General features: G+C 68.1%; 21 protein-coding genes and 1 pseudogene. 15 read left to right on the forward strand and 7 right to left on the reverse strand.

From position 1 onward, the window contains the following. Positions 1-307: 307 nt before the first annotated feature. Entirely contained in the window at positions 308-793 is a 486-nt protein-coding gene (locus tag ACRWNM_RS17710; protein ID WP_431968790.1) for a MarR family winged helix-turn-helix transcriptional regulator, read from the reverse strand. 46 nt (positions 794-839) lie between these two features. Here ACRWNM_RS17710 and ACRWNM_RS17715 point away from each other — a divergent pair, with 46 nt between their 5' ends. From ACRWNM_RS17715 to ACRWNM_RS17725, 3 genes and pseudogenes are all read left to right on the forward strand, one after another. Further along, positions 840-1,208, forward strand: coding sequence for an antibiotic biosynthesis monooxygenase family protein (locus ACRWNM_RS17715; RefSeq protein ID WP_431968792.1), 369 nt, complete (start codon positions 840-842; stop codon positions 1,206-1,208). A 29-nt stretch (positions 1,209-1,237) separates the two neighbouring features. Beyond that, positions 1,238-1,336: pseudogene (locus tag ACRWNM_RS17720) on the forward strand (SDR family NAD(P)-dependent oxidoreductase); the annotation flags it as partial. 376 nt (positions 1,337-1,712) lie between these two features. After that, the gene (locus tag ACRWNM_RS17725; RefSeq protein WP_431968794.1) at positions 1,713-5,945 is read left to right on the forward strand and encodes a WGR domain-containing protein; all 4,233 of its coding nucleotides are present in this window, start codon (positions 1,713-1,715) and stop codon (positions 5,943-5,945) included. Between the two features lie 149 nt (positions 5,946-6,094). Here the strand turns inward: ACRWNM_RS17725 and ACRWNM_RS17730 are convergent, their stop codons facing one another. Then, a complete protein-coding gene (locus ACRWNM_RS17730) occupies positions 6,095-7,606 on the reverse strand; it encodes a cytochrome P450 (RefSeq protein WP_431968796.1) in 1,512 nt (503 codons plus the stop codon). Positions 7,607-7,719: 113 nt separating this feature from the next. On the opposite strand from ACRWNM_RS17730, the gene ACRWNM_RS17735 reads away from it, so the two are divergent. From ACRWNM_RS17735 to ACRWNM_RS17745, 3 genes are all read left to right on the forward strand, one after another. Then, complete coding sequence (locus tag ACRWNM_RS17735; protein ID WP_431968798.1) at positions 7,720-8,904, forward strand: sensor histidine kinase; 1,185 nt, start codon at positions 7,720-7,722, stop codon at positions 8,902-8,904. Then, a complete protein-coding gene (locus ACRWNM_RS17740; RefSeq protein ID WP_431968800.1) occupies positions 8,901-9,524 on the forward strand; it encodes a response regulator transcription factor in 624 nt (207 codons plus the stop codon). The genes ACRWNM_RS17735 and ACRWNM_RS17740 overlap by 4 nt, the downstream gene beginning before the upstream one ends. A 406-nt stretch (positions 9,525-9,930) precedes the next feature. Further along, complete coding sequence (locus ACRWNM_RS17745; RefSeq protein WP_431968802.1) at positions 9,931-10,269, forward strand: STAS domain-containing protein; 339 nt, start codon at positions 9,931-9,933, stop codon at positions 10,267-10,269. A gap of 52 nt (positions 10,270-10,321) precedes the next feature. Here ACRWNM_RS17745 and ACRWNM_RS17750 read toward each other — a convergent pair whose 3' ends face one another. Next, positions 10,322-11,359, reverse strand: coding sequence for an LLM class F420-dependent oxidoreductase (locus ACRWNM_RS17750; protein WP_431968804.1), 1,038 nt, complete (start codon positions 11,357-11,359; stop codon positions 10,322-10,324). A 131-nt stretch (positions 11,360-11,490) separates the two neighbouring features. On the opposite strand from ACRWNM_RS17750, the gene ACRWNM_RS17755 reads away from it, so the two are divergent. The 4 genes from ACRWNM_RS17755 to ACRWNM_RS17770 all read left to right on the forward strand — a co-directional run bounded on the left by ACRWNM_RS17755 (position 11,491) and on the right by ACRWNM_RS17770 (position 15,048). Beyond that, positions 11,491-12,150, forward strand: a complete 660-nt coding sequence (locus ACRWNM_RS17755) for a cyclodeaminase/cyclohydrolase family protein (protein WP_431968806.1) — start codon at positions 11,491-11,493, stop codon at positions 12,148-12,150. Between the two features lie 148 nt (positions 12,151-12,298). Then, positions 12,299-13,210, forward strand: coding sequence for a GNAT family N-acetyltransferase (locus ACRWNM_RS17760; protein WP_431968808.1), 912 nt, complete (start codon positions 12,299-12,301; stop codon positions 13,208-13,210). Positions 13,211-13,384: 174 nt separating this feature from the next. Beyond that, complete coding sequence (locus ACRWNM_RS17765; protein WP_431968810.1) at positions 13,385-14,137, forward strand: L,D-transpeptidase; 753 nt, start codon at positions 13,385-13,387, stop codon at positions 14,135-14,137. Between the two features lie 152 nt (positions 14,138-14,289). Then, on the forward strand, positions 14,290-15,048 hold the full coding sequence (locus ACRWNM_RS17770; protein ID WP_431968812.1) for a hypothetical protein: 759 nt from the start codon (positions 14,290-14,292) through the stop codon (positions 15,046-15,048). Between the two features lie 104 nt (positions 15,049-15,152). Here the strand turns inward: ACRWNM_RS17770 and ACRWNM_RS17775 are convergent, their stop codons facing one another. After that, the gene (locus ACRWNM_RS17775; RefSeq protein ID WP_431968814.1) at positions 15,153-16,004 is read right to left on the reverse strand and encodes a bifunctional 5,10-methylenetetrahydrofolate dehydrogenase/5,10-methenyltetrahydrofolate cyclohydrolase; all 852 of its coding nucleotides are present in this window, start codon (positions 16,002-16,004) and stop codon (positions 15,153-15,155) included. Positions 16,005-16,254: 250 nt separating this feature from the next. Between ACRWNM_RS17775 and ACRWNM_RS17780 the strand changes: the two genes are divergently transcribed. Continuing rightward, a complete protein-coding gene (locus tag ACRWNM_RS17780) occupies positions 16,255-17,127 on the forward strand; it encodes a YdcF family protein (protein WP_431968816.1) in 873 nt (290 codons plus the stop codon). Positions 17,128-17,320: 193 nt separating this feature from the next. Next, positions 17,321-18,121 (forward strand): putative protein N(5)-glutamine methyltransferase, encoded by an 801-nt coding sequence (locus ACRWNM_RS17785; RefSeq protein ID WP_431968818.1) that lies wholly within the window; start codon positions 17,321-17,323, stop codon positions 18,119-18,121. A 45-nt stretch (positions 18,122-18,166) separates the two neighbouring features. On the opposite strand, the gene ACRWNM_RS17790 is transcribed toward ACRWNM_RS17785, so the two are convergent. Both ACRWNM_RS17790 and ACRWNM_RS17795 read right to left on the reverse strand, forming a co-directional pair. Continuing rightward, positions 18,167-18,997: an SDR family oxidoreductase gene (locus tag ACRWNM_RS17790; RefSeq protein ID WP_431968820.1), complete on the reverse strand. Its 831-nt coding sequence runs from the start codon at positions 18,995-18,997 to the stop codon at positions 18,167-18,169. A 26-nt stretch (positions 18,998-19,023) separates the two neighbouring features. Then, the gene (locus tag ACRWNM_RS17795) at positions 19,024-20,598 is read right to left on the reverse strand and encodes a succinic semialdehyde dehydrogenase (RefSeq protein ID WP_431968822.1); all 1,575 of its coding nucleotides are present in this window, start codon (positions 20,596-20,598) and stop codon (positions 19,024-19,026) included. A 147-nt stretch (positions 20,599-20,745) separates the two neighbouring features. On the opposite strand from ACRWNM_RS17795, the gene ACRWNM_RS17800 reads away from it, so the two are divergent. Both ACRWNM_RS17800 and ACRWNM_RS17805 read left to right on the forward strand, forming a co-directional pair. After that, positions 20,746-21,441 (forward strand): TetR/AcrR family transcriptional regulator, encoded by a 696-nt coding sequence (locus ACRWNM_RS17800; protein ID WP_431968824.1) that lies wholly within the window; start codon positions 20,746-20,748, stop codon positions 21,439-21,441. 54 nt (positions 21,442-21,495) lie between these two features. Next, positions 21,496-22,155, forward strand: a complete 660-nt coding sequence (locus ACRWNM_RS17805) for a TetR/AcrR family transcriptional regulator (protein WP_431968826.1) — start codon at positions 21,496-21,498, stop codon at positions 22,153-22,155. Positions 22,156-22,244: 89 nt separating this feature from the next. Here the strand turns inward: ACRWNM_RS17805 and ACRWNM_RS17810 are convergent, their stop codons facing one another. Then, positions 22,245-23,738: a flavin-containing monooxygenase gene (locus tag ACRWNM_RS17810; protein WP_431968828.1), complete on the reverse strand. Its 1,494-nt coding sequence runs from the start codon at positions 23,736-23,738 to the stop codon at positions 22,245-22,247. Between the two features lie 675 nt (positions 23,739-24,413). Here ACRWNM_RS17810 and ACRWNM_RS17815 point away from each other — a divergent pair. Further along, positions 24,414-25,463: a 3-oxoacyl-ACP synthase III family protein gene (locus ACRWNM_RS17815; RefSeq protein WP_431968830.1), complete on the forward strand. Its 1,050-nt coding sequence runs from the start codon at positions 24,414-24,416 to the stop codon at positions 25,461-25,463. Positions 25,464-25,473 lie beyond the last annotated feature (10 nt).

Genomic DNA, 25,473 nt, shown 5'->3' on the forward strand with positions numbered 1-25,473 from the left:
GCATGCGTTTCAGCGACCCGGCTCCGGTGCGGCCGACCGCCGTCCTGGCGCGTCAGGAGTCCTGGCCTTACTCATGCAGCCCCTCGCGTCGCGACTGTCTGCTATCGGTTGCGCCGATAGCGGGTTCGAGGCCGGTAGCGATGCGGAGGGCAGCGGCACAGGCGTCCGTACCGTCCTGAGTGAGGGTGATCTTCAACATCCCGAGTTTGGTCCGCTCGGCCCTCTCCTACCTCTCACGAGATCACTGAGATCACCTTCAGCCTTCGACCTAAAGCTCGACTTCGTTCGTGGCGAGGCACCCAGTCGCCTACACCGAAGGGGTGGCCCGCCGCCGTCGCTGGAGGCCGGGATGAATACCCGGCGGCAACCCCGCATGCGAGGAAAGTCGGCGCAGTTGCTGGATGAGGTTCGCCCGCTCGGCCTCGTCGAGCGGTGCGAGGATCTCGTTCTCGATGGCCTCGGCCTCGGCTTCGGCTTCGGAGAGGGCCCGGCGAGCGCGTTCGGTCAAATGCACCGCATGGGCGCGCCGATCGGTGGGATGTCTTCCGCGGCGCACCAGTCCGCGTTCTTCCAGTTCGTCGACGAGCCCGACCATGGCGTTGCGGTGCACGTTCAGCAGATCGGCGAGCTCCTGCTGACTGCGCCCGTCGACGGCCACCAGGTGGGTGAGGATTCCGAAGTGCGCGGGTTCGAGCCCCAGCGGTGCGAGCCGCGCGGTGAACAGGTACGAGACGTGGTGGCCGATCTGGGACAACAAGAAGACGCCCCGGTCGTCCAGCGGCTGATTCGGCACACATCGACAGTAGCAAGCGCACGATACTGTCATCTAAGATGACAATATGACTATCCCGACCGGACACACGATGGCCGGCACCGAGCAGCCGGTGACACTCGTCAACGCCTTCTCGGTGCCCATGTCGCAGAAGGATCGATTCCTCGACCGCTGGAAGGACAACGCGCGGTGCATGGCGTCCGCGCCCGGATTCCTCCGCGCGCGCATGCTCCAAGCGGTCAACGACAAGGCCGAGCTGACCTTCATCAATGTGGCGGAATGGGCCACCGGCACCGCCTTGGACGCGGCTCGAACCAACCCGGAGTGGCAGCAATCGATCAAACGGTTGACCGACGACCCCGAGCTCGACGTCACCCCGCGCCCCATGGTCTACCGGACCGCGATCGACGTGGCGCCTGGAGACACACTCCTCTAACGCCGGAAGCCCCGAGAAAGGTCGTTCTCATGGATCTACATCCCACCGGAAAGACCGCCGTCGTCACCGGCGCCGGACGGGGCATCGGCCTCGCCATCGCCGAGACACTGGCCCGCGAGGGCGTCCGCACGACGGCACGCTGAAGACCGCGTAGTCGGCGTGCTGTCGGTGACCACACGCGTCCGCCCTCGAGCAGCCCTGCTGAATAGCGCAGGCGACCACGGGTAACACCCCCGGCGTTGAACCCGCCGATCGGGGGATGCACATCGAGACCGCTTTCGCCGCGCGGCAACGGCACGGGCCCCGCGTTCGGCCTGGCAGCCATCGCAAGTGGCGTACCACGCGAAAGGCGCCGCGCGACTGCGGGATACGCGCGAATCCTCGACCGGCGGGCGTCCGACTCGGCCACCGTCATCCCTGTACCGCAGGAGTGGAATCGGTGTCTGCCGTTCCTGTCACAGCCGAACGGTAGCGTCCCGGACCATACGATCGTTCGTCTGGACGGTGTGGGCCCAGCCATCTGCTACAAGCTGGCGAGCCATCTCGGACCAGAACCGTCTTTCGTACCGGCACAGCGCATTTCGATACCAGAAAGAAGCCATGGACCTGCACCGATCCGCCAGCCGCTACTTCGGCGTGCCCGTACCCGCTCGCGTAGCCGACGCCCTCGACGACCGGCTGCTCGAGTATTGGGTGGGCGAGCGCGGCCCGCTCGTGGACGCCCACTTGGCGATCAACTACCCGTACTTCGGAGCGATCGACAAATCGCTGAGCGGCTTCGTCGTCATCGACGACGAGGGGGACGACTACACGCTGCTGGATCTGCGCGGCAGCGGCCGGGTGTGGTGGCAGAGTCACGAAACCCGGGAACTGGAACTGTGGTTCGACTCTTTCGACGACTGGCTGGCCTACCGGGACGAGCTCGAGCGCGCCGAAGCGAACGACGAGGACGAGCGGTCGAGATTCGATATTCGCGACTCCTTCCGTTCGCCGTCATCGGCCGCGGACTCCGAACCCGACCCGACCAGCGCCGAACTGGCGAAGCGCTATCAGTGGCTGATGTGGCTGCTGGCGCAGCCGTTGCTGCGCGACGGACAGCCCATGCAGTCCGCTGATGACCTGGCGTCCAGCGCCGCCGGGCACTTCCTGCATCTGTGGAACGCTGCCGACGCCCGGAAGGTGCTCGAGGTGGAATTGCCGCTGCTGCACCGAGATCCACATCTGTCCATCTACTGGCTGCTGCACACCGGTCTGCTCATGCAGGACGACGACCGCGCCCGCGTACTCGCCGAGATCGGCCGTGCCGAGGAGCGTTCCGACCTACTGGACGCCTTCGCAGAGGTCTTCGGCACGCTGGCGATCGACGGCGACGTGGCGTCCGTGCCGGAGTTCCGCGTCCGCCGTTCGCTGCTTCAGCAGTACGTCGCTTCCGACGACGAGGCGCGAACGCGGGCCGCGCTCACAGCGATGGAGATGGCCCCGGAGCACGTGCCGCTGGGCCGGGCGAGCTGGATCGTTCACGGCCTGAACAACGGAACGCTCACCGCCGAACAGGTGCGCGCCGCCCTGGATCGCATGCCCGTCACGACGGGTACGGCACTGGTGCGCGCCGAGGCGGATCGGCTGGCGGGACACGATCACAGCCCGGCCGCGGACACCCTCGTGCGTTTGCTGCTCACGTCCACCTGCGCCTGGTCGACGCGCGTGTGGGCGCTGTCCGTGGTGACGCCGCTGGTGCGCGACGGCGCGGCGCTCGCCGCGGCGGCCGGAGAGCTGCTCGGCAAAGACCCACACAGCGGTGCGTGCCTGATCGCCCTGCGGCGGGCCCACGAACTGTGCGAGACCGAACCGGTGCTGACCCGCGCGGAGCTCGACCTCCGCTGGGCCGACGCCCAGATATCATCCTCCTACCTGCAGCGGCTGGGCGATGCCGCGGGCGACCACGCCGCCATTCTGGCCGAGATCGACGGTGCCGAGCTGAGCGAGCTTGTCGCACAACGTGTTCTGCGGCGCGCGGACGTCGAGGACTCGCCGGCCGAGGTGATCGAATGGGCGCTGAGCGCCATGCTCGGCAGCGCGCACGCCGAGCGGGCCGCGCTGGCCGCCACCGGTATCGAGCACCTGCCCGCCGAGGTGCGCACCCGCGTGGTCCAGGGGCTGCGCGTGGACTCCCCGGACAGTGCCTTCGTTCCAGTGCTTATCCGGCTGCTCGAGCACACACCGGAGCCGGATGCGTCCGACATCCTCGCCGAGATGAACAACGACGAACTGAAGAAGGCTGTCTGCCTCGCACTGGCCCCGGTGGCGCATCATCCGCCGGTATTCGATGAACTGATGCGGCTGGCGGGCCTGCCCGCACCGGCCAGCACGGTCGAAGCGCTGTGGCAGCAGTTGTTCGATTCGAGCAAGAAGCATTGTGTGCTGCGACGGGCGTCGCCCGAGCAGGCCGTGCGGGCCGCCGCCGCCATGATCGACACAATTGTGGCCCATCCCGGAATAGGCGCTCGCAATGTCGCGGGCCACCAGCTGTATCGCTTCCAGCACTCCGGTGCGCACGACTTTCTCATCGAGGCGCTCGACGACTACGGCCGCCGCTATGCCGACTCCGACCCGGTGCACAGCGTGGCGCTCAGCCACGGGCAGACGGTGGACGATCAGCTCGAGGATGTGGTCGCCAATCTGTATTCCGCGGTACGGAACCTGAACTCCGACACCGCGCGCACGGCGTTGATCGAGCGGCTGTTCACCGAACGACGCAGCATCTGGCGGATGGGCAACGCACTCGGCGAGATCTTCTCGGCGGAGGTGCACCGGGATGTCATGCGGCGGTTGCACGATCGACACGACCATCGTGCTGCCGCGCACTACGCCAATGCCGTCACCGATCACGTGAAACAGCGATGGCCCATGGTCGAACTGCTGCGTGAGATCAGCGACTGGGCGACACCGCAGGACGAGACCGAACAGCGGGTGTTCAAGTACGCGCTGGCTGTCGGCATCATTGCCGCGTTGGAAGCCGATGAGTACGGCCTGGTCCGAACCGCCTACGCCACTTGGGAATCCATCGCTGTCGACGCCATCGAGCCCGACAACCTGTCTCGTGGACGAGAGTGGGCCGATCCGCTCATCTCGGACGACATGCGCGCCCAACTCGCCAACGTGCTGTCAGGAGAGGCCGATTCGGCGCGGCGTGACCTACTCGACAAGGGCGAGCGAGCACGTGCGGCGGGGCGGCCGCTCGCTCGGATCGGTGACGACGACCTCGGGACCTTGGCGGGCACCACCGTGCGGCGACGTCTGCTCACCGACCGAATCACGGGAGAGGTGTGGTTCCTCGACTCGGACGGCGATATCCACGCCTTCGACGGATTCGGCATGTCGGACGGCACCCCCTTCCAGTCGAGCCGGATCGGCCATAGCGGTATGCGAGAATTCCTGGGCGAGGGGCGCGAGCAATCCGCGCGCGCGTTGTTGTGGACGGTCTCGGGCAACGAATTCGTCGAATTGGTGCGCTATCTCGACCAGATCGTGTACCGGTGGGGCGTCAACAACGGCCGCTTCGACACGGTCGGCCTCACCTTTCCCGACCCGGCCACCGCCGAAAACGCCTTCACCCGAATGAAAACCACCTGCGCGGCGGCGAAATACACCGAATCCGATCCGTGGTATCTGCCCGGCCGGGCGGCGATCCTGCGCACCTTTTACCGGCCCGACGCTGACAGCGAGCGCCTGATGGCCTTCGACCGGCCCCGGTTCGCGGTGGACGCGGCGCTCGCGGCGGCTCATGAACGCCGGGAGCTGGAGCTGTATCGCGATGGTGCGGCGCTGTCCAAACTGGAGTGGGTGACCTGGAACGGCTATCGGGTACGCGAGGAACTGACCGTCGCCGAATGGGTCCGCGCTCGCATCCGCGTCGACAATCAAGACCCCGCCTGGCATGTCGCCGCCCTCGGCGAGATCGCCGAATACCTGACGGCACAGGGTTTCACCGCGCATTCGCCCGGTCTGCACGGGTTCGAGGTGGAAGTCGGTCCACCCGCCTCGCCCGAGGACATCGACGCCCTCGAAGCCGAGCTCGCGGCACCGCTACCCGCCATCCTGCGCACGCTGTGGGAGCGTATCGGCTACGCCGAGTGGCGAATCGGAGAGACCGGTCTGCGACTCCTGTGCCCCGCCGAGGTACGGCAGGAACGGGCCCGCATGCGCAAACTCGGGGCGAAGTACACGGCCGCGCTGCGCGGTGAGCAGCAACTCGAATGGGAACCCGTGCTGTCGGCCATGAGCGCGCTGGTGGTCGGCCTCGACGGCACGGTCGACACCGTATTCTCCGATGTGTCACCGAGCTCCGACGACCGGGTCTTCATGTACCTGGATCAGCATCCGGCCGAGGCGTGGTGGGAGAAGTCGCTGTCGTGGATCCTCGCGTCCTCGTTCCTGAGCCGATTCGCCCACCACCTCGAACAGGCAGCGCCCGAAACCATGATGCTCTTCGGCGGCCAGCGGCGCGGCCCCGAACTCACTCGCCGGTACTTCGAGGCCGCCGGGCCGCACGGCACCAAATTCTGGGAGATCGTCACCGATCCCGGCCTCGATACCGTCGCCACCCGGCACGGTAGAGAAGGCGCCGTGGGCACCGTCAACACCAAACGCTACGGCGACCCGGTCAAGGCCGCCGCCCAGGCCGCGAAAACAATTGCCGCCAAACAGAAGAGCGGATACCGGGAGACCGCTGACTGACGCGCACTCAGCCGAGCAGTTGGCACGCGAAGGTGGCGTAGGTGTCGGCGAGATCGTCGACACCGATCCCGAGTTCGGGACGCCACCATGCCGTCATCGCCTACAACGGCGAACCTTCGCCGGGGCCTGCGCTTGTGCGAGTCGCAACCTCAGTGGCGGAGGGACTGATTCCTGTCGCGGTCGACCGTCCGGCCGCTCGCATGCATGGGAACTGGTCCGTCGGGGCCGCCGGTGAAGGAGAACTGCGGGCGAGTCGGCTTCGCGGTCGCCAGGTCCATCTCGAGGCGTTGAGCCATGGTCGCCAGTGCGAGAACGGCTTCGGTGTTGGCGAAGACATGGGCTACGCACATGCGTTTTCCGGCTCCGAAGGGCAGCGTGGCGTGGCGTTGTGTGGGTGTCAGGTTTCCGGGCAGGTAGCGGGTCGGGTCGTAGATCTCGGGATTCGACCAGACTCCGCCGTGATGATGCAGAGCATGCAGGCTGATCGTAATGGTGGTGTTGGCCCGTATCGGGAAATCGCCGAGCAGATCATCACTTCTCGCAACGCGGGCAAGTCCGACGATGGGCGGATACAGTCGCATGGTCTCGGCGACAACGGCTTTCGTCCATGGCAGGAAATCCACGTCGTCGGCGGTGGGGGTACGGCCGGCGAGGACGTCGTCGAGTTCGGCGTGCAGGCGAGCGCGGACATCGGGGTGTTCGGCGAGCAGTTTCCAGGTCCAAGCGAGCACTGTCGCAGTGGTTTCCATCCCGGCACCGATGAATGTCATCAGCTCGTCGTGGATTTCGGCATCGGTATAACGGTGCCCGGTCTCCGGATCGCGCGCCTCCATGAGCAGTGCGAGCAGGTTGTCGCGGCGGGTGATCGCACCACTGCGATGATCGGCGATGAGCTGATCGATCACCCGGTCGACGTGCCGGAGATCAGCGATCATGCACGGCGCGATAATCCAGCTGGCGGCGCGCATGACACGCATGGGCAGGTTATAGCGGTTCGTGAGCTCGGCGAGCGCGTGCAGCGGACGAGAGACGCCCGCGACGAACCCGACTCCGAACAGGCGCAGCATCCGGGAGAGGGTGATCTCCGACATCGGCCCCGTGAGGTCGACGCCGAACATGGTGCGGGCGACGATATCGAGTGTGAGCCTGTTCATTTCGACGTTCACGTCGACGGATGCTCCGTCGGCACCGAGCTGGAGGATACGCTCGGCGCAATCTCGTGCGGCGTCGGTGATCGGGCCTGCGAGTGTGGCGATGTTGCGTTTGCCGAACACGGGCGCTACCAGACGGCGATTTCGTTGCCAGCGTTGCTCATTCCGCTCTGTGACCAGGCCGCGTCCGAATGCTACGGCGAGCATGTCATATTCCGCGCTCTTGGTGTAGTTGTCCTGGTTGGTCACCAGGACATGCCGCGCCAGCTCTGGGCTGCGCACCACCACAAAGCGCTGAAACGGCATTCGGGCCACTAAAATGTCGTCTCCACCGGGAAGTTGGGTGCCGTAGAAGTCGGCGAGAGTGCGGTCGCGCCAACGCGGCACCACCTGGGCGGCAAGCTTCCACGACTGCCACCACGACACGCGTGTGCGATGCCAGCGCAGCGGAGCCGGCTGCCATCGGGGCGGGTAGAGCGTCCGGTCAGGCTCGACCGATCGTGTCATCATGACGAATCCCCCTGTCTACAAAGGCTTTTGTCGCAGCGTAGGCCGCGAAATCGAGGTAGACGTCCGCCGTTCGAAGGACAACCTGCATGCCCGGTCCGGGTTATCGTCGAAGCATGACAGCGCGCGGCCCAGCGCCCGTAGGGTGGGATTTCTGGTACCGGATCTGGTGCGCCTACGTGGTCGGCGGCACCATCGCCACCGGCGTTCTCGTTGTCGTAATGCAGTGGGGCGATGCCTGGAATATGTGGGCTGCTTTGGCGGCGTTGGCATGCCTGCTGGCATGGTCCGCACAGCTGGCGCCGCGCCGCAATAACCCAGAGGCGTTCTATCACCGTACGGTGAGCCGGAAATCGGTGACGTTCGTGGCCGGGGCGCTGGTGTTGTTTCTTGCCGCCGCCTGGTGGTCGCCGGATGCCATCGCGGCGGTGATGGTGGCGTACGCACTGATCTACATGTCGCTGCCGGTACGACCGGCGATGCTGGTCGCCGGGGCGGTCAGTTTCACGCCGCTGATCGTCTCACTACTGGCACACACGCATGTCCCCATGGGTCTAGCGATCTCGCTGGTCGCGGTGGTGTTCAACCCCGCGATCGGCGCGACGATCACTCTGGCCATCGACCGCGGCGAACAACTGGCCGTATTACTACGCCAGCTGGAAGGCAGCCGCGCCGAGGTGGCACGACTGTCTCGGGAAGCAGGTTCGGCGGCCGAACGTGCCCGCCTGGCACGGGAAATCCACGACACCCTCACACAGGGCTTCACCGGCATCGCGACGCTGGCCCAGGCGGTGGAATCGGAATTCGATGCCGACCCCGTTCTCGCGCGCCGACATATCGCGCTGATCGAGGCCACCGCGCAGGAGAATCTGATCGAAGCACGCGCGATGGTCGAGGCATTGGCACCACCCGAACTGGGTACCGGCCCTCTGGCCGAGTCGGTGCAGAGGCGCTGCCACAGGCTCGCCGACGAGACCGGTATCGACGTTATTGTGGAGGTGGATTCGACTGTGCCTCAGCTCGATACCGGCTCCGAGGTGGTGCTGCTGCGTGCGGTGCAGGAAGCGCTGGCCAACGTGCGCAAGCATTCACACGCCGACAGTGTGAAGGTCACACTCACCCGAACCGACCAGGGTGTGCGACTGTCGGTGGCGGACAACGGAATCGGTTTCGACAGCGCCCACACCAACGGATTCGGGCTGCCCGGCCTGCGCAGCCGGGCACGGGAAGTCGGCGCGACAGTCACGGTCACGACCCACCCGAGTGCGGGGACCCAGGTGGATATCGTGGTACCGGCGTGATCACCGTCCTGCTTGTCGACGACCATCCGGTAGTACGGGAGGGCATGCGCGGAATGCTTTCCCGGGAAGCCGATCTCGCTGTCGTCGGCGAGGCGGCCGGTGGGGCGGAGGCCGTGACGGTGGCGACCGCGCTGCGCCCTGACATCGTGCTCATGGATCTGCGGATGCCTGAAGTCGACGGCGCTACCGCGACCGAGCAGATCCTGGCCGTCTGCCCTGACACCCGGGTGGTGGTCCTCACCACGTATGAGACCCACACCGACATCGTGCGCGCCGTGGAAGCCGGTGCCTGCGGATACCTGCTGAAGGGCAGCTCGCGCGCCGAACTCGCCGCAGCCGTGCGCGCGGCCGCCCGGGGCGAGACCGTGCTGGCGCCCTCGGTCAGCGCACGGCTGCATCACCGACAGCATCGCCCGCGCGCGGCGTTGTCAGCCCGTGAGGTGGAGGTCCTCGGGCATGTCGCGCACGGACTGACCAACGCCGAGGTCGGGCGACTCCTGCACATCAGCGAGACAACCGTGAAAACACACCTGCAGCGCGCGTTCACGAAACTCGACGTCTCCGACCGCACCGCTGCCGTCACGGCAGCCTTGGCACAGGGACTGCTGGTTACATCGTGAGCCGTACTCCCAGCCAGCCTTCACCCTGTTGCACGAGCAAGATCGACAGCCAGCACGAACGCGCACTCATGGCTCCCCTTTATGTCAAGACACTCTTGCGGGGTAGCAAGCCATTCGAAGGCACGAGAAACTTCGCACCCTGGCTACTGACCTTCAGCTACGCGCGGCCGTCGGCCGTAGAGCCGACGAGGCGGTCTCGGATCTGACCTGCGAGGCGCACACGTTCGCGCACGGCCGCGCCGTCCCCTCGCGCCGACGGATGCCCACGTCAACGCACCGCGGGCGGCCCCTGACTCCGGTAATGTTTGGAGCGTATGAACACGCCGAGCTTGCGAATTCGCCGCAACCTGTGTGTTGTAGTGGTGTGACCAACACTTCCGGAGACGCGTATCCCATGGCGGACACGATGACCACCTCCGTCGCAGTGCGTGACGGTGCGACCGTGCTCACGGTGGCCGGCGAGGTCGATCTCGCGACCGCGCCCGCACTGGAGACCGCGATCGAGGGCATCCTGGCGAGCAAGCCGACAGCACTGATCATCGACCTGACCGCGGTCAGCTTCCTCGCCTCGGCGGGGATGGCGGCCCTGGTCGCGGCGCATCAGCGGGCCGGGTCGGCGACGACCATCGCGGTGGTCGCCGATGGACCGGCGACGAGTCGTCAGCTCAAGATGACCAGCCTGGATCAGGTCTTCGCGCTGCACTCGACGCTCGAGGCGGCGCTGACCTCGCTGCGACCCAATTGACCCGAACGCGATGGCTTCCCGGCGTCTACACGCCGGGACGCCGTCGCGTTCGTCAGACCAGCTCGCGCAGCTGCTCGATCAGCTTGACCCGCTCGGCGGGCGTGGCGGCCATCGGCACCACGTTCAGGACGGTGACGCCCGCCTCGCGGAAGGCGGCGATACGTTCCTTGACGAAACCGGCCGGTCCGACCAGCGAGATGTCGCGGACCAGATCGTCCGGCACCACCTTGGCCGCCTCTTCCTTGCGCCCGGCCAGGTACAGCTCCTGGATGCGGTCCGCCTCGGCGCCGTAGCCGTACTTGGTGGCGAGGGTGTGGTAGAAGTTCTTGCCCTTGGCGCCCATGCCGCCGATGTAGAGGGCCAGGTGCGGCTTGACGAACTCCAGCAGCGGCGTCACGTTCTCGCCGATGGCCAGCGCCGGACCGGCAAACACGTCCAGCTTGCCGAGGGCGGGGTCGCGCTTGGCCAGGCCCGCGTCCAGCGACGCGCCCCAGACCTCCTTGGCCCGCTCGGGCAGGAAGAAGATCGGCTGCCAGCCTTCGGCGATCTCGGCGGCCAGCTCCACGTTCTTCGGGCCGAGCGCCGCGAGCAGCACCGGAATGCGTTCGCGCACCGGGTGATTGATCAGCTTCAGCGGCTTGCCGAGGCCGGTGCCCTCGCCCTCGGGCAGCGGGATCCGGTAGTGCTTGCCCTGGTATTCGAGCCGTTCCCGGCGCCACACCTTGCGGCAGATCTCCACCAGTTCCCTGGTGCGCCCGATCGGCGCGTCGTAGGGCACGCCGTGGAAACCCTCGATCACCTGCGGGCCCGACGCGCCGAGGCCGAGCAGGAACCGGCCCTCGGAGACGAAATCGAGGCCAGCGGCGGTCATCGCCGTCAAGCTGGGGGTACGGGTGTAAATCTGCAGGATGCCGGAGGCCAGCTGCAGTCGCTCGGTCTTCGCGGCGAGGTAGCCGAGCGCGCTGACCGCGTCGAAGGAGTACGCCTCGGGCACGAAGACGGTGTCGAGTCCGGCCCGTTCGAGGTCGGCCACTTCGGCGGCCGCTTCCTTGAAGCCGCCCGAATAGTTGATGCCCAATCCGATCCGCATGTGCTCAACATAACCCCAGGTTTGCGCCGACTGCGCACCGGCCGTCCGACGCGGTGGTCGGGCAGGGTGCGCACGGCCGCAGGCGGTAGCGTGATCATTAATTCACGCCGCCGGAGAACGAAAGGCAACCCGTGTCGCAGCCGAGCACGTCGTCCCAGGAAACTGCGTCTTCCTTCGGTGAGGTCACCCTCGCGCAGTACCTGTCCGATCTGGCCGCCAAGATCCCCGCACCCGGCGGCGGTGCGGTGGCCGCGCTGCACGCGGCGCAGGGCGCGGCACTGATCGGCATGGTCGCCCGCTACACGACCCGGGCCAAGGACGCCGAGCACCGGCCGATCGTGGACCGCATCATCGAGGCCGCCGACGCGGCCCGCGCACGCGCGCTGGCCCTGGCGGATGCCGACGCGGCCGCGTTCACCGCGGTGGGCGCCGCATACAAGCTCCCGAAAGCCACCGGCGAGGAGACCGCGGCCCGCACCGAGGCGATCAACGCCGCCCTGGTGGAGGCGGCACGCGTGCCCGCGGCGGTGGTCGACGAGGCCGACGAGGTGCTGTCGCTGGCCGCTGAGCTGCTGCCGATCGGCAACCCGAACGTCGTCACCGACATCGGCGCCGCGGCCGACGCGGCACGCGCCGCCGCCACGAGCTCGCGGCTCAACATCGAGATCAACCTGGCCTCGCTGCCCGCAGCGCTGGGCGACAAGTTCGCGCCCGCGTTGCTGCGCATCGAGGAGATCACCGCGCGCGCCGACAGCCTGCACGCCGAGGTCGTGCACGCCGTACGCAGCTAGCACGACCCCTGGGCGACACGCCGATACGGAAACACGCCGCCATCTTCCTCGGCAGGAGCGGCCTGACCAGGGCGCGTCGGGCGGTTCGCGCGGCGATGTATCGGCAAGCCTCCCCAGGTGACCATGTCCGGATCTACGGTTGATGGTCATGAGTGACGATCCCCCGTCCTCCGAGATACCCGGCTCCGATCCGGCGCTCCAGGTCCGCGCGCGGCGCGCGCAAGCCTGGAGCAACTACCATGCCGCGCGCATCGCGCTCGCCGACCTGCGCATCCGCACCAACTTGCAGGGCAGGCCCGCTTGGCTCGGCCGCTTGCCCGGCGGCGCGTACGAGCGCGCGGAACGGCGTCTCGACAAGCTGCGGCGCGAACTGGGCAGGCACGGGGTCGGGGCCGACGAGCACTCCTGGGGATTGCTCTCCGGCGGCGAGACCACCACGTTGGCCGGTGTGGTCGGCATCGAGACCACCATCGCCGTCGTCACGTCGCGTTTCGCGGTGAGCGCGCCGCAGTGGGCGCGCCAGCTGCGCGCCATCGGCCGCGACTGCCCCTTCGTGCGCGAACAGGCCGCCGAAGGCGACCGCCGGTGCGTCGACGAGCTCACCAACCGGCTGCTGGAGAGCGTCCGGCTGGCCCCTTCCGAGGTGGCGCGGCAGCGGCTGATCGATCATCTTCCCGGCGAACTGCGCCCGATCCCCTCCGACATCGCGCAGTTGCGCAGACGCGGACCGGGCCCGATCGAGATCGGCTTCGAGATCCACACCAGCACAATCGAACTCGAGGGCATCACGGTCACGCCCGCGTTGCGCGGAATGGGCCTCGGCAGTGCGGGACTCGCGCACCTGTGCCGGACGGCGGACGCACATCGCCTGCACATCGTCGGCCAGCTGCTGCCCACCTTCCGCGACGACGAGGCCGCGATCCCGGCGCTGGCGAGCTGGTGCCGCGGGCACGGGTTCACGGTGCACGAACGGCTCGGCGGGCGCATCGCCCGCCCGCCCGCGACGCCCAAGCCGGAATCGCGATCCGTGCGGGGGCTCGGCGGAGCGCCGACGACGTAATCGGACCCCGTGGCTGGATGAGAGGCGCGCTACTCTTCGAAGGCTTAGAGAAAACCGACCGGTCTCATGGTTGATCCCCGGGAAATCCTGTCCTGGATGTTCGGCAAGCCGGGTTGATCATGAAGGCGTAGACTGGTTTTTCGCGTACGACACCATCTCGAAAGGGGTGGAGCCATGAGGAGCGTACTTCGCCACCTGTTCCTCGCGACCGTGGTCATCATGCTGACCGCGTTCGGCTCCGGTGCGGCGGGAGCGACACTGATCGTTCCTCCGTCCGCCGACAGGATCACGGCGATCACGCCGACCGCAGGACAGGAAGTCGGCATCGCGCATCCGATCACCATCCAGTTCGCCGCACCCGTCACGAATCGCGCTCGCGCCGAGCGTCTCGTGACAGTCGGCTCGGCAGGCCCGCTCGACGGCACGTTCGCCTGGACCACCGACCGCGAACTCACCTGGACGCCGACGGGCTTCCTGCCCGCACGCTCCGCCATCACCGTCCGAATCGGCAACGCCCGCACCGAATTCCGCACCAACGAAGGCGTGTACGCCGAGGCCGACATGTCCGCGCACACCTTCACCGTCAGCATCGGCGGCCAAGTCGTGCGGAGCATGCCCGCCTCCATGGGCAAGTCCGGATTCGAAACTCCCACAGGCACTTTCCCGGTGCTGGAGAAGTTTCGCTCGGTGGTCTTCGATTCCCGCACCATCGGCATCCCGCTGAGCTCGCCGGAGGGCTACCTGATCAACGGCGAGTACGCCGAACGCCTCACGTGGGGTGGCGTTTTCGTGCACTCGGCACCGTGGTCGGTGGATTCGCAGGGCTACGCCAACGTCAGCCACGGCTGCATCAATCTCGCACCCGACGACGCGGCCTGGTACTACCAGACGGTCGGCATCGGCGACCCGGTCAACGTGCACTGGTGAGCCCAGGTCCAGTGGTCCGCCTCTCCGCGCCACGCGCCCCGGACGTTTCGCAGAACGCGGTTCCCTGGCAGTATCGTGCCGGGGAGCTGGTTTCGATGTGGGACTACCCGACGGCGTGACCTGATGAAGGCGGGGAGATGGAACGACCGGACATGACGACACGACCCGGACAGAGCATGATGCCGCGGGCTGCCGCGCCCGGGTCGCCGCCGTGGCCCGGTGAATTGCGCTTTCGCGGCGCCTGGCCGGTCCGGGAGTCGCAGCGGCCGTACGACTCTCACGAACCCGAGGGGGAACCCGACGCCGAATTCGCCCCGGAGCCAATGCACTTCCCCGAAGAGGACGTCTTCGCACGGATGATCGACCGATCCCCCAAACGCCCGCCGCTGCGCCGCTGGGCTCCCGCGCTGATCGGTTCCGTCGCCGCACTGGCGGTCACTGCCGCGGCTTTCCTGTACTTCCGCGGCGGTCCCGCGCCGCAGCCCACGGCCTCCAACAGTCCCGCCCCGACCACCGAGCCGCTGGTGGTTCCCGCGTCCCGCTGTCCCGCGGAGCGCATCGGCGACAAGATTCAGGGCAACGGCGACGGCGGCACGGATTCCGGTCCGGGGGCCATCTTCGCGTTCCAGTACGCGTACTACGTGACGCGCTCCGCCGAACAGGCGCGCACCGTGGTCGCGCCGAACGCCTCGGTGCCCACCGTGGACGCCATTCAGCACGGCATCGACAGCATCCCCGCGGGCACCACGCACTGCGTCGCGATCACTCCCGGCGCGTTCGCGGGCCAATATCGCGTCGTGATCACCGAGTCCCGGCCCGGCCGCGACCCGATGACCTACAACGCCCAGCTGGTCAGCGTGGCCCGCGCGGGCGACCGCACCCTCATCACGGGCATCGCCGCCGCGGGCTGAGCCGCACCGCCCGCCGATCTCGCGGACGATTCCCCGCCGCCCGGCCGCCGCCGGCTGAACCGCGCCGCTCGCCGATCTCGGCGACGGTTCCGCCACCGCAGCCGTCAGCCGCGCAGCTTCTCCGCCGCCGCGACCACGTGCCGCATGAGCAGCGCGGTGGTCACCGGGCCGACGCCGCCGGGGACGGGGCTGAGTCCGGCGGCCTTGCCGCGCACCGAATCCGCGTCCACGTCGCCGACGATGCCGCCGTCCGGCGCCTCGTTGGTGCCGACGTCGATGACGATCGCGCCCTCGCGCACGTGCTTGCCGGTGACCAGCCCGGCCCGGCCCGCCGCGGCCACCACCACATCGGCCGTCGAGGTCACGCCGGCCAGGTCGGCGGTGCGCGAATGGCACACGGTGACGGTGGCGTCCTCGGCGAGCAGCAGCTGCGCCAGCGGCTTGCCGACGATGTTCGAGCGCCCGACGACCGCGACCAGCTTGCCGCGCAACGGGATCTCATGGTGCTTCAGCAACTCGACCACGGCCTCGGAGGTGGCGGGCACGAAACCGTCCAGACCGGCGGCGAGCAGGCCGAGCGAGAGCGGGCTGACGCCGTCGACGTCCTTGTCGGCGGCGATCGCCGAACTCACGTCGTCGAGCGAGACGCCCGCGGGCAGCGGGGTCTGCAGCATGATCGCGTCGAAGGAGGGGGCGGCGCTGCGCGCGTCGAGTTCCGCTCGGATCTGCTCCGCCGTGGCGTCGGCGCCCAGATCGATGCGATCGCACGCGATTCCGAGTCGCTCGGCGGCCTTGCGCAGCGAGTTGACGTACCAGGCGCTGGCGGGATCGTCGTTGGCCACGACCAGGGCCAGCCGCGGGGCGTGCGCGCCCGCGACGAACGCGGCGGCGCGTTCCTTGGTATCGGCGTTGATGGCGGCGGCGAGTTCCTTGCCGGTCAGCGAAAGGGTGTCCACGGGGTGACAGCTTAGTGGGCGCTGCCGGACGCATTCCGGCAGCAACCCGCGCACCCGAGCGGAGTCATCGTCTCCCGGCCCGTCATCGCGAGAAGTCGCGGCGCGATCGCGCGAAGTCACGGGGCGATTCGGCCCGCGAATTACCGGGTTCCGCCCGGTCGCGGTCGTATCGTGGACGGAGCTTTGCCACCGGCCAACTGTCAGCTGACGTACCGAAACCCGTTTCACGCGTGGAAAGGTGTCGACTGTAGTGAGAATCTCGAGGCATTGGAAATCCCTGGTCGCGGCGTCGTTCGCGGCCTTCACCCTCACCGGTCTGGTCGGCGCGCCCGCCCAGGCTTCCCCCGAAACCGACGCCCTCTACAACTCCGCCCAGCGCCACTTCACCGACGGCAACGAGGGCGCGGGCCTCGCCGACCTGCGCGCGCTGCTCGGCACCGATCCCGGTGACGCCGAAGCGCTCTCGTTGCAGGCCATCTGGTCGCACTACGCCAACGACCTGCCCGCACTGGCCGACGCCATGGGCCGGTTGCAGGCCACCGACCCGGTGATGGCCGCGGGCACCGGCCACGTGCTCAATGCCATCGGCGCCGCGGTCGGCACCCTGCCGAATCCGCTGCCCGCGCTGATCGGTCCGCAGACGGGCATCGTGGTGCTCGGCTACGGTCTGCTCCCCGACGGCGCGCTGCGCCCCGAGCTGGTGAACCGGTTGACCGCCGCCTGGATCCAGGCCGTCGCGGCACCGTTCTCGCCGATCGTGGTGACCGGCGGCAATCCGCAGAACGGGATCACCGAGGCCGATGCCATGCGCAACTGGCTGGTCGAGCGCGGCATCCCGGCCTCCCGAGTCCATGTCGAGAACCGGGCGAGTTCGACGGTGCAGAACGCGCTGTTCAGCAGTCGGCTGCTGCGCGATGTCGGCGCGACCAGCGCCGTCGTGGTGACCTCGCCCAATCACATTCGCCGCGCGGTCGCCGATTTCATCGTGGCGGGCACCCGCGTCGTCGGCGCCACCACGTCCCTCGAACAGCTGGTCTCCCAGCTGCCCCCACCCGCCCGCAACGCCCAGCGCGGCATCTACCTCGACGCCACCCGCACCTTCCAGCTGGACATGTCCCGATAGCCACGCGCGTCGCGGCCCGAGTGAGACGTCCTCGCTCGGGCCGCGACGCGTTCGGACCACCGGTTTGCTCGACGAACACACAGGCCACGGCGTTCGGTAGTCATCGACGAACCTGGTGGTGCGGCAGTCCCATCTCGCACCGGCACCGGATACCCGCTGGCAGACGCCGAGCCGACTCGTGCAGGATGGCCGGGTGTCAGGTGTGGAGGTCGCCGAGGTGGCGGCGCAGTTACGGGCGGCAGGGTGTGTGTTCGCCGAGGACGAGGCGCGGCTGTTGATCGGCGCGGCGGACGAGACCGGGAGCGATCTGAACAGCCTTGTCGCGCAACGGGTTTCCGGGACACCGCTGGAGCACCTGCTGGGGTGGGCGGAGTTCCGCGGGCTGCGGGTCGCGGTCGGGCCGGGGGTTTTCGTGCCGCGGCAACGCACGGTCTTCCTGGTCGAGGAGGCACTCGCGCTCGCGGGCGCGGTCGGGTCGGCGCCCACGGTGGTCGACCTGTGCTGCGGTTCGGGGGCGTTGGGGTTGGCGCTGGCCACCGCGCTCATCGCCGAGGGACGGACCGTCGAACTCGCCGCCGCCGATATCGAACCCGCCGCTGTCGCGTGCGCGCTCCGCAATCTCGATCCGCTCGGCGCGGCGGTCTACCAGGGCGACCTGTTCGAGCCGCTGCCCGGCGACCTGCGCGGCCGCGTCGACATTCTGCTCGCCAACACCCCGTACGTGCCGTCCGGCCACATCGCGGGCATGCCACCCGAAGCCCGCGACCACGAGCCGCGCACGGCGCTCGACGGCGGCGCCGACGGACTGGACGTCTTCCGCCGCGTCGCCGCCGAAGCGTCCGAGTGGCTTGCCCCCGGCGGGCACCTGCTGGTCGAATCGAGTCCCGAACAGTCGGTCGTCGCCATCGAGATCCTCGCGGCGCACGGTCTCACCGCGCGCGTCGCGGAGTCCGAGGAGTACTACGCCACCGTCGTCGTCGGCGCCCGCCCCTGACCACCGCGCAATCGAGGGCGGGCGCTGCAACGGCGCCGAGGCCGGTTACTTCTTGCGCCCGGTGAACTGGTCCATGGAGCGGTAGACACCGACCGTGTCGAGGAAGAGGTCGCGGAGCTTCAGCGGCAGGACGCCGGAGAGCGCCCGGTTGAGGCGGGAGGTCCACGGGAGGACGACCAGCGGGTTGCCCTGCTTCATCTCCTTCCACGAGGTGTCGACCACGTCGTCCTGCTCGAGGATCGGGGTGAGCCAGAAACCCTTGGCGCCGTCGAACATTCCGGTGTTGATGTAGGTCGGGCACACGGTGGTGACCTTGACGTGGTCGTGGCCCGCCTGCTCCAGTTCCAGGCGCACCGAGTCGGACCAGCCGAGCGCCGCCCACTTGGACGCGGCGTAGACCGACATGCGCGGGTTGGACACCAAGCCCGCGGAGGAGGCGATGTTCAGCACCCGCCCCTCGCCGGCGCCGCGCACCATGGCGGGCAGGAATTCGAGCGTGATGTACATCGGCGCGAGCGAGTTGATCGCCATGGTCTTGTCGATGTCAGCGCGGTTCTCGGTTTCCCAGAAGTAGGTGTTGCCGCGCACGATGCCCGCGTTGTTCACCAAGATGTCGATGTCGCCGACCGCCTCGCGCACCGCGGCCGCCGTCTCGGCGATGGCGTCGCGGTCGGACACGTCCACCACGAACTCCTCGATCCGCGACCCGCGACCCGCGAGTTCGGCGGCGGTGCCCTTCAGCGCGATCTCGTTGACGTCCCACAGCACCACCGCCGCGGCGCCCTCGCGCACCGCGCGCTCGGCGAACAGCTTGCCCAAGCCCATGGCAGCGCCCGTGACCAGGACCTTCTTGCCCGCAACCGTGTCCAGCTTCATTCGTTCCCTATCCCTGCGTTCGTGTCTTACTTCTGGCGCAGCGTCTTCATGACGGCGAAGTAGAGCGTCATGGTCTTGGCCCACAGCTCCTCCGACATCCCCGGCAGCGGCGCGATCGGCAGCACCCGCTGCACCGCGATGGTCTGGGTGTCGATGTACTTGAGCAGGCCCTCGGGGCCGTGCCGCCGCCCGGTGCCGGAGATGCCGAGACCGCCGGACGGCGCGTCGGCGCTGCCCCACGCGGCGATGAAGCCCTCGTTGACGTTCACCGAGCCCGCGTTGATGCGCGCGGCGACCTCCCGGCCGCGCTGCACGTCCTTGGTCCACACGCTGGCGTTGAGTCCGTAGGCGGTGTCGTTGGCGGCCTCGATCGCTTCCTCGTCGCTGCCGACGCGATAGATCGAGACCACGGGGCCGAAGGTCTCCTCGCGGTAGACCGTCATGCCCGGCCGCACACCGGCGAGCACCGTCGGCTCGTAGAAGAAGGGGCCGAGATCGGGGCGCGCGCGACCGCCCGCGAGCACCGTCGCGCCCTTGGCCACGGCGTCGTCGACATGCGCGCGCACGGTGTCCAGCTGGCGCTGGAAGGTCAGCGAGCCCATGTCGCTGCCGTAGTTCAGCTCCGCGCCCAGCTCGATCGCGCGCACGTTGGCGACGAATGCGGAGACGAAGCGGTCGTAGACCGCCTCGTGCACATAGATGCGCTCCATGGATTCGCACAGCTGCCCGGCCGAGGCGAAGCAGGCGCGGATGGCGATCCTGGCGGCGCGGGACACGTCGGCGTCGGCGAGCACCAGCAGCGGATTCTTGCCGCCCAGTTCCAGCGAGTAGCCGATCAGCAGTTCGCCCGCCTGCTGGGCGATGGTGCGGCCGGTGGCGCTGGAGCCGGTGTAGTCGACGTAGTCGGCGCGGCCGATGACCTCGCCGCCGATCACCGAACCGCGGCCGAGCACTGCCTGCCACAGTCCGCGCGGCAGCCCGGCGCGCACGGCGGCATCGATAGCCCACAGCGCGGTGAGCGCGGTCTGGTTGTCGGGCCGCGCGACCACGGCGTTGCCGGCGACGAGCGCGGGCAACGCGTCGGAGGCGGCCAGCGCGAGGGGGTAGTTCCACGGGGAGATCACCGCGACGACGCCCTTGGGCCGGTGGCGGACGTCGACCTGGGTGAGGACCGGCAGCACGCCGCGCGGCTTGCGGGTGGCGAGCAGCTTCTCGGCGACCGAGGCGTAGTACCTGGCGTTGACCGCCACGTCGCCGACCTCGTCGAAGGCGTGCGCACGGGACTTGCCGGTCTCGGTCTGCACGAGGTCGAGGATGGTGTCCTGCTCGGCGAGCACGATGTCGTGGAAGCGGCGCAGCACGGCGACGCGCTCGCGCACCGGGCGGCGCGCCCATTCGCGCTGCGCGGCCCGTGCCGTGGCGAAGGCCCGCTCGATGTCGCGGGTGGACGACTGGGGCAGTTCGGTGATCAGCCGCCCGGTGGCGGGCGCGAACACTTCGACCGCGGGCGCGCGGCCCGCGACGGCATGCTCGAGCAGCGGCCGGACCAGGTCGGCGGGCAGTGCGGCGGCTTCGGCGGGCAGCTTGGCGGCGGTCGTCATGGTCGGACCTCTCGGAGGACGGTTCGGGTGCGCACGTCCAGACATTTACTGAACAGTGGTGTTAGATTAATCCTCGTGACGTGTCCCGTGTCAAGCTCTCCGTTGTGCAGCACAGACATGCCCGACATCCGGTTGTGAGGTCTCACCATGTCCACTGACGCGACGACGACGCGCCGCGGCCGCCCACCGCAGACCAGGGAGCAGGCCGAGGAGGTCAAGGCCAGGATCGTGCTGGCCACGGCGGAAGTGTTCACCCGCAACGGCTCTCGCGGACTGAGCGTCGCCCAGATCATCGAACAGGCCGGGCTGGCGCGGCCGACGTTCTACCGGTACTTCGGCAACGCCGCCGAACCGCTGCACGTGCTGCTCACCGCTTCCAACGAGGGCCTGGTCAGCGGCATCCGCGCCGCGCTCACCGGCACCGCCGAGCCCGTGGAACTCGGCATCCGGCTCATCGACGCCTACCTGGGCTGGGCGCGCGGCCACGGCGCGATGCTGCGCCCGCTGTTCGCCGAGCTGCACGATCCGGGCTCGCCCGTCTCCGCCTATCGCGAGCGCGCCCTCGACGACATCCGCGCGACCGTCCGCGAGACGTTCACCGAGCTGGACCGACCGATCCCCTCCCCGCTCGATCTGGACGCCGCGCTGCACGTCTGCGAGTACGTCGTCTACCGCATCTCCGCGGGCACCGCGCCCGGCGCCGAACCCGACGCCGAGACCGTCGACGCCGCGCGACTCACCATGATCCGGGTGCTGCTGACCACCCTCGGCACCCGCGCCGACGTCGAATACGCCCTCGACATCCCGAACCTCTTCCCCGAGGCACCCCCCGCGGCAGGCTGAACGCCGGGAACTCGGCCCCCGTCGTAGCCGATTCGGACATGAGAGGATCGGGGGATGGTCGCAGATTCCGATGAATCCTTCGCCCGTATGCGCAACTGGCGTGGCCTCGCCCCCGCCGAGCGGATCGCCACGCGCCGAACACAACTCGTCGAGGCGGCGACCGAGCTGATGGCGACCGTCGGCGCCGCCGAGATCTCCATGCGCGGGGTGTGCAGGCAGGCCGGGCTGACCGAGCGCTATTTCTACGAGAGCTTCCCCAATCTGGAGGCGCTGCTGGTCACCGTGCTGGAAACCGTGGTCGTCGGGGCGCGCGACCACCTGCTCGACGCGCTGACCGAGGCGCCGATCGAACGCGAGGCGATGTTCCGCCACGTCGTGGCCGCCTTCACCGACTATCTGACCGAGGATCCGCGCCGGGGCCGGATCATGTTCGTCGAGTCGCAGGCCACCCCCGTGCTGTCGCAGCGCGGCGACGAGCTCATCGAGTTGTTCACCGCGCCCATCGCCATGACCATCGGCGCGGGCGACTACCGCGAACCCGGCCCCGACCACCTCGACAGCGTGCTCAACGCGAACGCGATCTTCGGCGCGCTGGCCTACCTGTACCGGCCGTGGCTGAACGGCGCGATGGACGTCCCGCGCGAACGGTTCGACGAGCATGCCGCCCGCCTGCTCACCGCCGTCGCGCTGGTCCGGTCCTCGGACGCGAAGTAAACGCATCTCCGCATTCGCTCCGGCCGTGCGCAGTTCACGGACGGACTCATCCGGCAGCGCCTACCGAGCGCCCCTCCCGGAAGCGCTCGCTACGTCCCGGCGGGGATCCGGTCGCGGCGCGCGGCGCCCTCGAATCGCATGGCGCCGTCGGTGATCGCGCCGTGGCGCAACGTGATCAGATCGCGCACGTAGTTCATGTGCAGCGCCCACGGCGCGCGATCGCCCTGCATCGGGAACAGGGTGGCGGCGCGCAGCACGTAACCGGGCATGAAGTTGGTGAACAGCGGCGCCTTGCCGACCGAAGGGTCGCGCACCGGCATGCAGCGGGCGTAGCCGTGCGCGTCCATGTGCCGCAGCAGGCGAACTACGTATTCGCTGACCAGATCCGCTTTCAGCGTCCACGACGCGTTCGTGTAGCCGATCACGAAGGCGAAGTTCGGCACCCCGGAGAGCATCATCGCCTTGTAGGCGAGGTGATCGGCCATCTCGACCGGCTTCCCGTCCACGACCAGTTTCATGCCGCCGAAGGCGAGCAGGTTCAAACCCGTTGCGGTGATGACGATGTCGGCGTCGAGGTGGCCGCCGGAGGCCAGCGCGAGACCGCGCTCGGTGAAGGTCTCGATGCGATCGGTGACGATGTCGAGCTCGCCCTTGCGAATAGCGCGGAAGAAGTCGCCGTTCGGCGCGAGGCACAGCCGCTGGTCCCACGGGTTGTACTTCGGCGTGAAGTGGGTGTCGATGTCGAAGCCCGGCGGCAGCCAGCGCTGCTGCCACCCGCGGATGCGTGCCCGCATGCGTTCCGGGTAGCGCTGGCTCAGCTGATAGATCGCGGTCGCGATGGCGACGTTCTTCGCGCGCGCTACCGCGTAGGCAGCCTTGGCGGGCAACCACTTTCGCGCCCGGTGGGCCAGATTGTCGCGTTCGGGCGCGGAGATGATGTAGCTGGGTGAGCGCTGCAGCATGGTGACGTGCGCACCCTGCGCGGTCAGCGCGGGCCCGAGCGTCACGGCGGTGGCGCCGCTGCCGACGAGCACCACGTGCTTGCCCGCGACGTCCAGCTCGTCCGGCCAGTGCTGCGGGTGGATGATCGGACCGGAGAAGCGCTCGGTGCCCGCGAAGTCCGGCGTGTAGCCCTCGTCGTACCGGTAGTAGCCGGAGCAGCACCACAGGAAATCGGTGGTCAGCGTGACCACGTCGCCCGTGTCGGTCCGTTCGGCGCGCACGGTCCACCGATTGTCGGACGAGGACCATTCGGCCCGCACCACGCGGTGGTGGTAGCGGATGTGTTCGGCGATCCCGTTCTCGCTCGCGGTGTCCCGCAGATAATCGAGGATCGTGTGACCGTCGGCGATCGCCTTGTCCCCCAGCCAGGGGCGGAAGCGGTAACCGAGGGTGTACATGTCCGAGTCCGAGCGAAGTCCCGGGTAGCGGAACAGATCCCAGGTGCCGCCGAGGGCGGCGCGGCTCTCCAGAACCGCGAAACGACGTCCCGGGAAAGCCCGCCGCACGTGGTACGCCGCACCGATGCCGGACAATCCGGCCCCGACGATGAGTACATCGACGTGCTCGGTCTCGGTCGTCATGACACAGCTCCTCCGATTCTTCTGCGGACGGGTGCGGCGGTGCATCCGCGATAAGGGAAGCCTAATCGCGCCGCCTGCGACGTCTGTCGATGGCCTGTCCGGAGCCGGGCCGCAGGCGCGAGTACGCCCGGTCGCCCAATTCGATGTCCACTCGGCCGCCCATCCGGACCGGAGGCGAGCACGCGCGGGCCCGAAATCGGCGACGAACCGGTTCGCCTCCACCCCAACGCCATTGCCGAGATTCGGGGGCGACGAACCCGCTTTCGATACCGACCGGTTCGCAAGGCCTCGCAGGCGAGTGAGGTCACTCACAGGAAGCTCGGCGGTACCACTTCGTACATCCGCCTAGCTATTTCGAACCCTGGTTAGCCAATTGTTCGCGCTCACAACGCACCCGCATCGCGCCGCGGATCGCCTTCGTCGCCCAGCAAGCTCGCAAAACGAGTGTCAGGGCGGTGAAGTGCCCCCTACCGGCCACCATAGCGAGCGGCCATAGCCGAGCAGTATCCAGTTAGTGACACCGCACGAAACGTATACGTCGCCGCGCCGACTGTCTGAGAAGGAGGGTCGATTTCGAAACGTACCCATTTCTAGTTACTGTCCGGTAGTGTTCCGACGCACCGACGATCAGAGAAGATCCGGAACCGTATCTGTCAACGATTTCCAGGAGCTCACGTGTCGCATTCTCGCTTCGAATCCATCGGCGCATATCTGCCCTCGAACAGCGTCACCACCGAGGACTTGATCGCGCGGCTCAAGGTGCCGCCGTCGTTCGATCTCGAGCGAATCACAGGAATCAAGGAACGCCGGGTGCACGATACGCGTCCGGAAAGTTACGAGGATTCCTTCGCGCTCGCCATCAAGGCCGCCGAGGACTGCCTGTCCAGGTCACGGTACTCCGCCGCCGAACTCGACGTGATCATCTCCAGTTCGATCACGCGCAGCAAGCACGGCACCAGGGTGTATATGGAGCCCGCTTTCGCCTCGTCGATCGCCAAACACGTCGGCGCTCGAAAGGCGATCACTTTCGATATTTCGAATGCGTGCGCCGGAATGCTCTCCGGCACCTACATCCTCGATCGGATGATTCGTGCCGGCATCGTCCGAAACGGCATGGTGGTCAGCGGTGAAGCAATTACGCCGATCGCCGAAACCGCGGTGAACGAAATTTCCGAGAAATACGATCTGCAGTTCGCCTCGCTCTCGGTCGGTGATTCGGGATGCGCGATCGTGCTGGACGAGGCGGTCGACGACGCCGACAAGATCCACTACATCGAGATGATGACGGCCTCGGAGCACTCGCACCTGTGCCTCGGCATGCCCAGCGGCCGGACCCAGGGCGTCGCCCTGTACACCGACAACCGCAAGATGCACAACGAGGCCCGGTTCATGCTCTGGCCGAACACCCAGGGCAGCTACCTGGACGCGCAGGGCAAGACCTTCGCCGACGAGCAGTTCGACTACATCATCCACCACCAGTTCGGCGCCGCGGCGGTTCCCTACGCCAACGCGATCGCCGCACGCGAGTTCGGCTCGCCGATGCCGCCGGACCTCAACGTCATCCACAAGTACGGAAACACCTCCACCACTTCGCATTTCATCGTGCTGCACGATCAGCTCAGCGATCAGAACATCCCGGCGGGATCGAAACTGCTGATGATCCCGGCCGCTTCCGGCGTCGTGACCGGCTTCCTGTCCACCACCATCTCCTCCCTGAAGGTCTGAGGTAATCGAC

Origin of the sequence: Nocardia sp. bgisy134, from assembly GCF_965341865.1 — a bacterium.
GTDB lineage: Bacteria > Actinomycetota > Actinomycetes > Mycobacteriales > Mycobacteriaceae > Nocardia.

What these genes read in the sequence shown, in the direction of transcription:
- ACRWNM_RS17715 (WP_431968792.1), top strand. Translation starts at nt 840, where the DNA reads ATGACTATCCCGACCGGACACACGATGGCCGGCACCGAGCAGCCGGTG.
- ACRWNM_RS17730 (WP_431968796.1), bottom strand. Translation starts at nt 7,606, where the DNA reads ATGATGACACGATCGGTCGAGCCTGACCGGACGCTCTACCCGCCCCGA.
- ACRWNM_RS17735 (WP_431968798.1), top strand. Translation starts at nt 7,720, where the DNA reads ATGACAGCGCGCGGCCCAGCGCCCGTAGGGTGGGATTTCTGGTACCGG.
- ACRWNM_RS17745 (WP_431968802.1), top strand. Translation starts at nt 9,931, where the DNA reads ATGACCACCTCCGTCGCAGTGCGTGACGGTGCGACCGTGCTCACGGTG.
- ACRWNM_RS17750 (WP_431968804.1), bottom strand. Translation starts at nt 11,359, where the DNA reads ATGCGGATCGGATTGGGCATCAACTATTCGGGCGGCTTCAAGGAAGCG.
- ACRWNM_RS17760 (WP_431968808.1), top strand. Translation starts at nt 12,299, where the DNA reads ATGAGTGACGATCCCCCGTCCTCCGAGATACCCGGCTCCGATCCGGCG.
- ACRWNM_RS17765 (WP_431968810.1), top strand. Translation starts at nt 13,385, where the DNA reads ATGAGGAGCGTACTTCGCCACCTGTTCCTCGCGACCGTGGTCATCATG.
- ACRWNM_RS17770 (WP_431968812.1), top strand. Translation starts at nt 14,290, where the DNA reads ATGACGACACGACCCGGACAGAGCATGATGCCGCGGGCTGCCGCGCCC.
- ACRWNM_RS17790 (WP_431968820.1), bottom strand. Translation starts at nt 18,997, where the DNA reads ATGAAGCTGGACACGGTTGCGGGCAAGAAGGTCCTGGTCACGGGCGCT.
- ACRWNM_RS17795 (WP_431968822.1), bottom strand. Translation starts at nt 20,598, where the DNA reads ATGACGACCGCCGCCAAGCTGCCCGCCGAAGCCGCCGCACTGCCCGCC.
- ACRWNM_RS17800 (WP_431968824.1), top strand. Translation starts at nt 20,746, where the DNA reads ATGTCCACTGACGCGACGACGACGCGCCGCGGCCGCCCACCGCAGACC.
- ACRWNM_RS17805 (WP_431968826.1), top strand. Translation starts at nt 21,496, where the DNA reads ATGGTCGCAGATTCCGATGAATCCTTCGCCCGTATGCGCAACTGGCGT.
- ACRWNM_RS17810 (WP_431968828.1), bottom strand. Translation starts at nt 23,738, where the DNA reads ATGACGACCGAGACCGAGCACGTCGATGTACTCATCGTCGGGGCCGGA.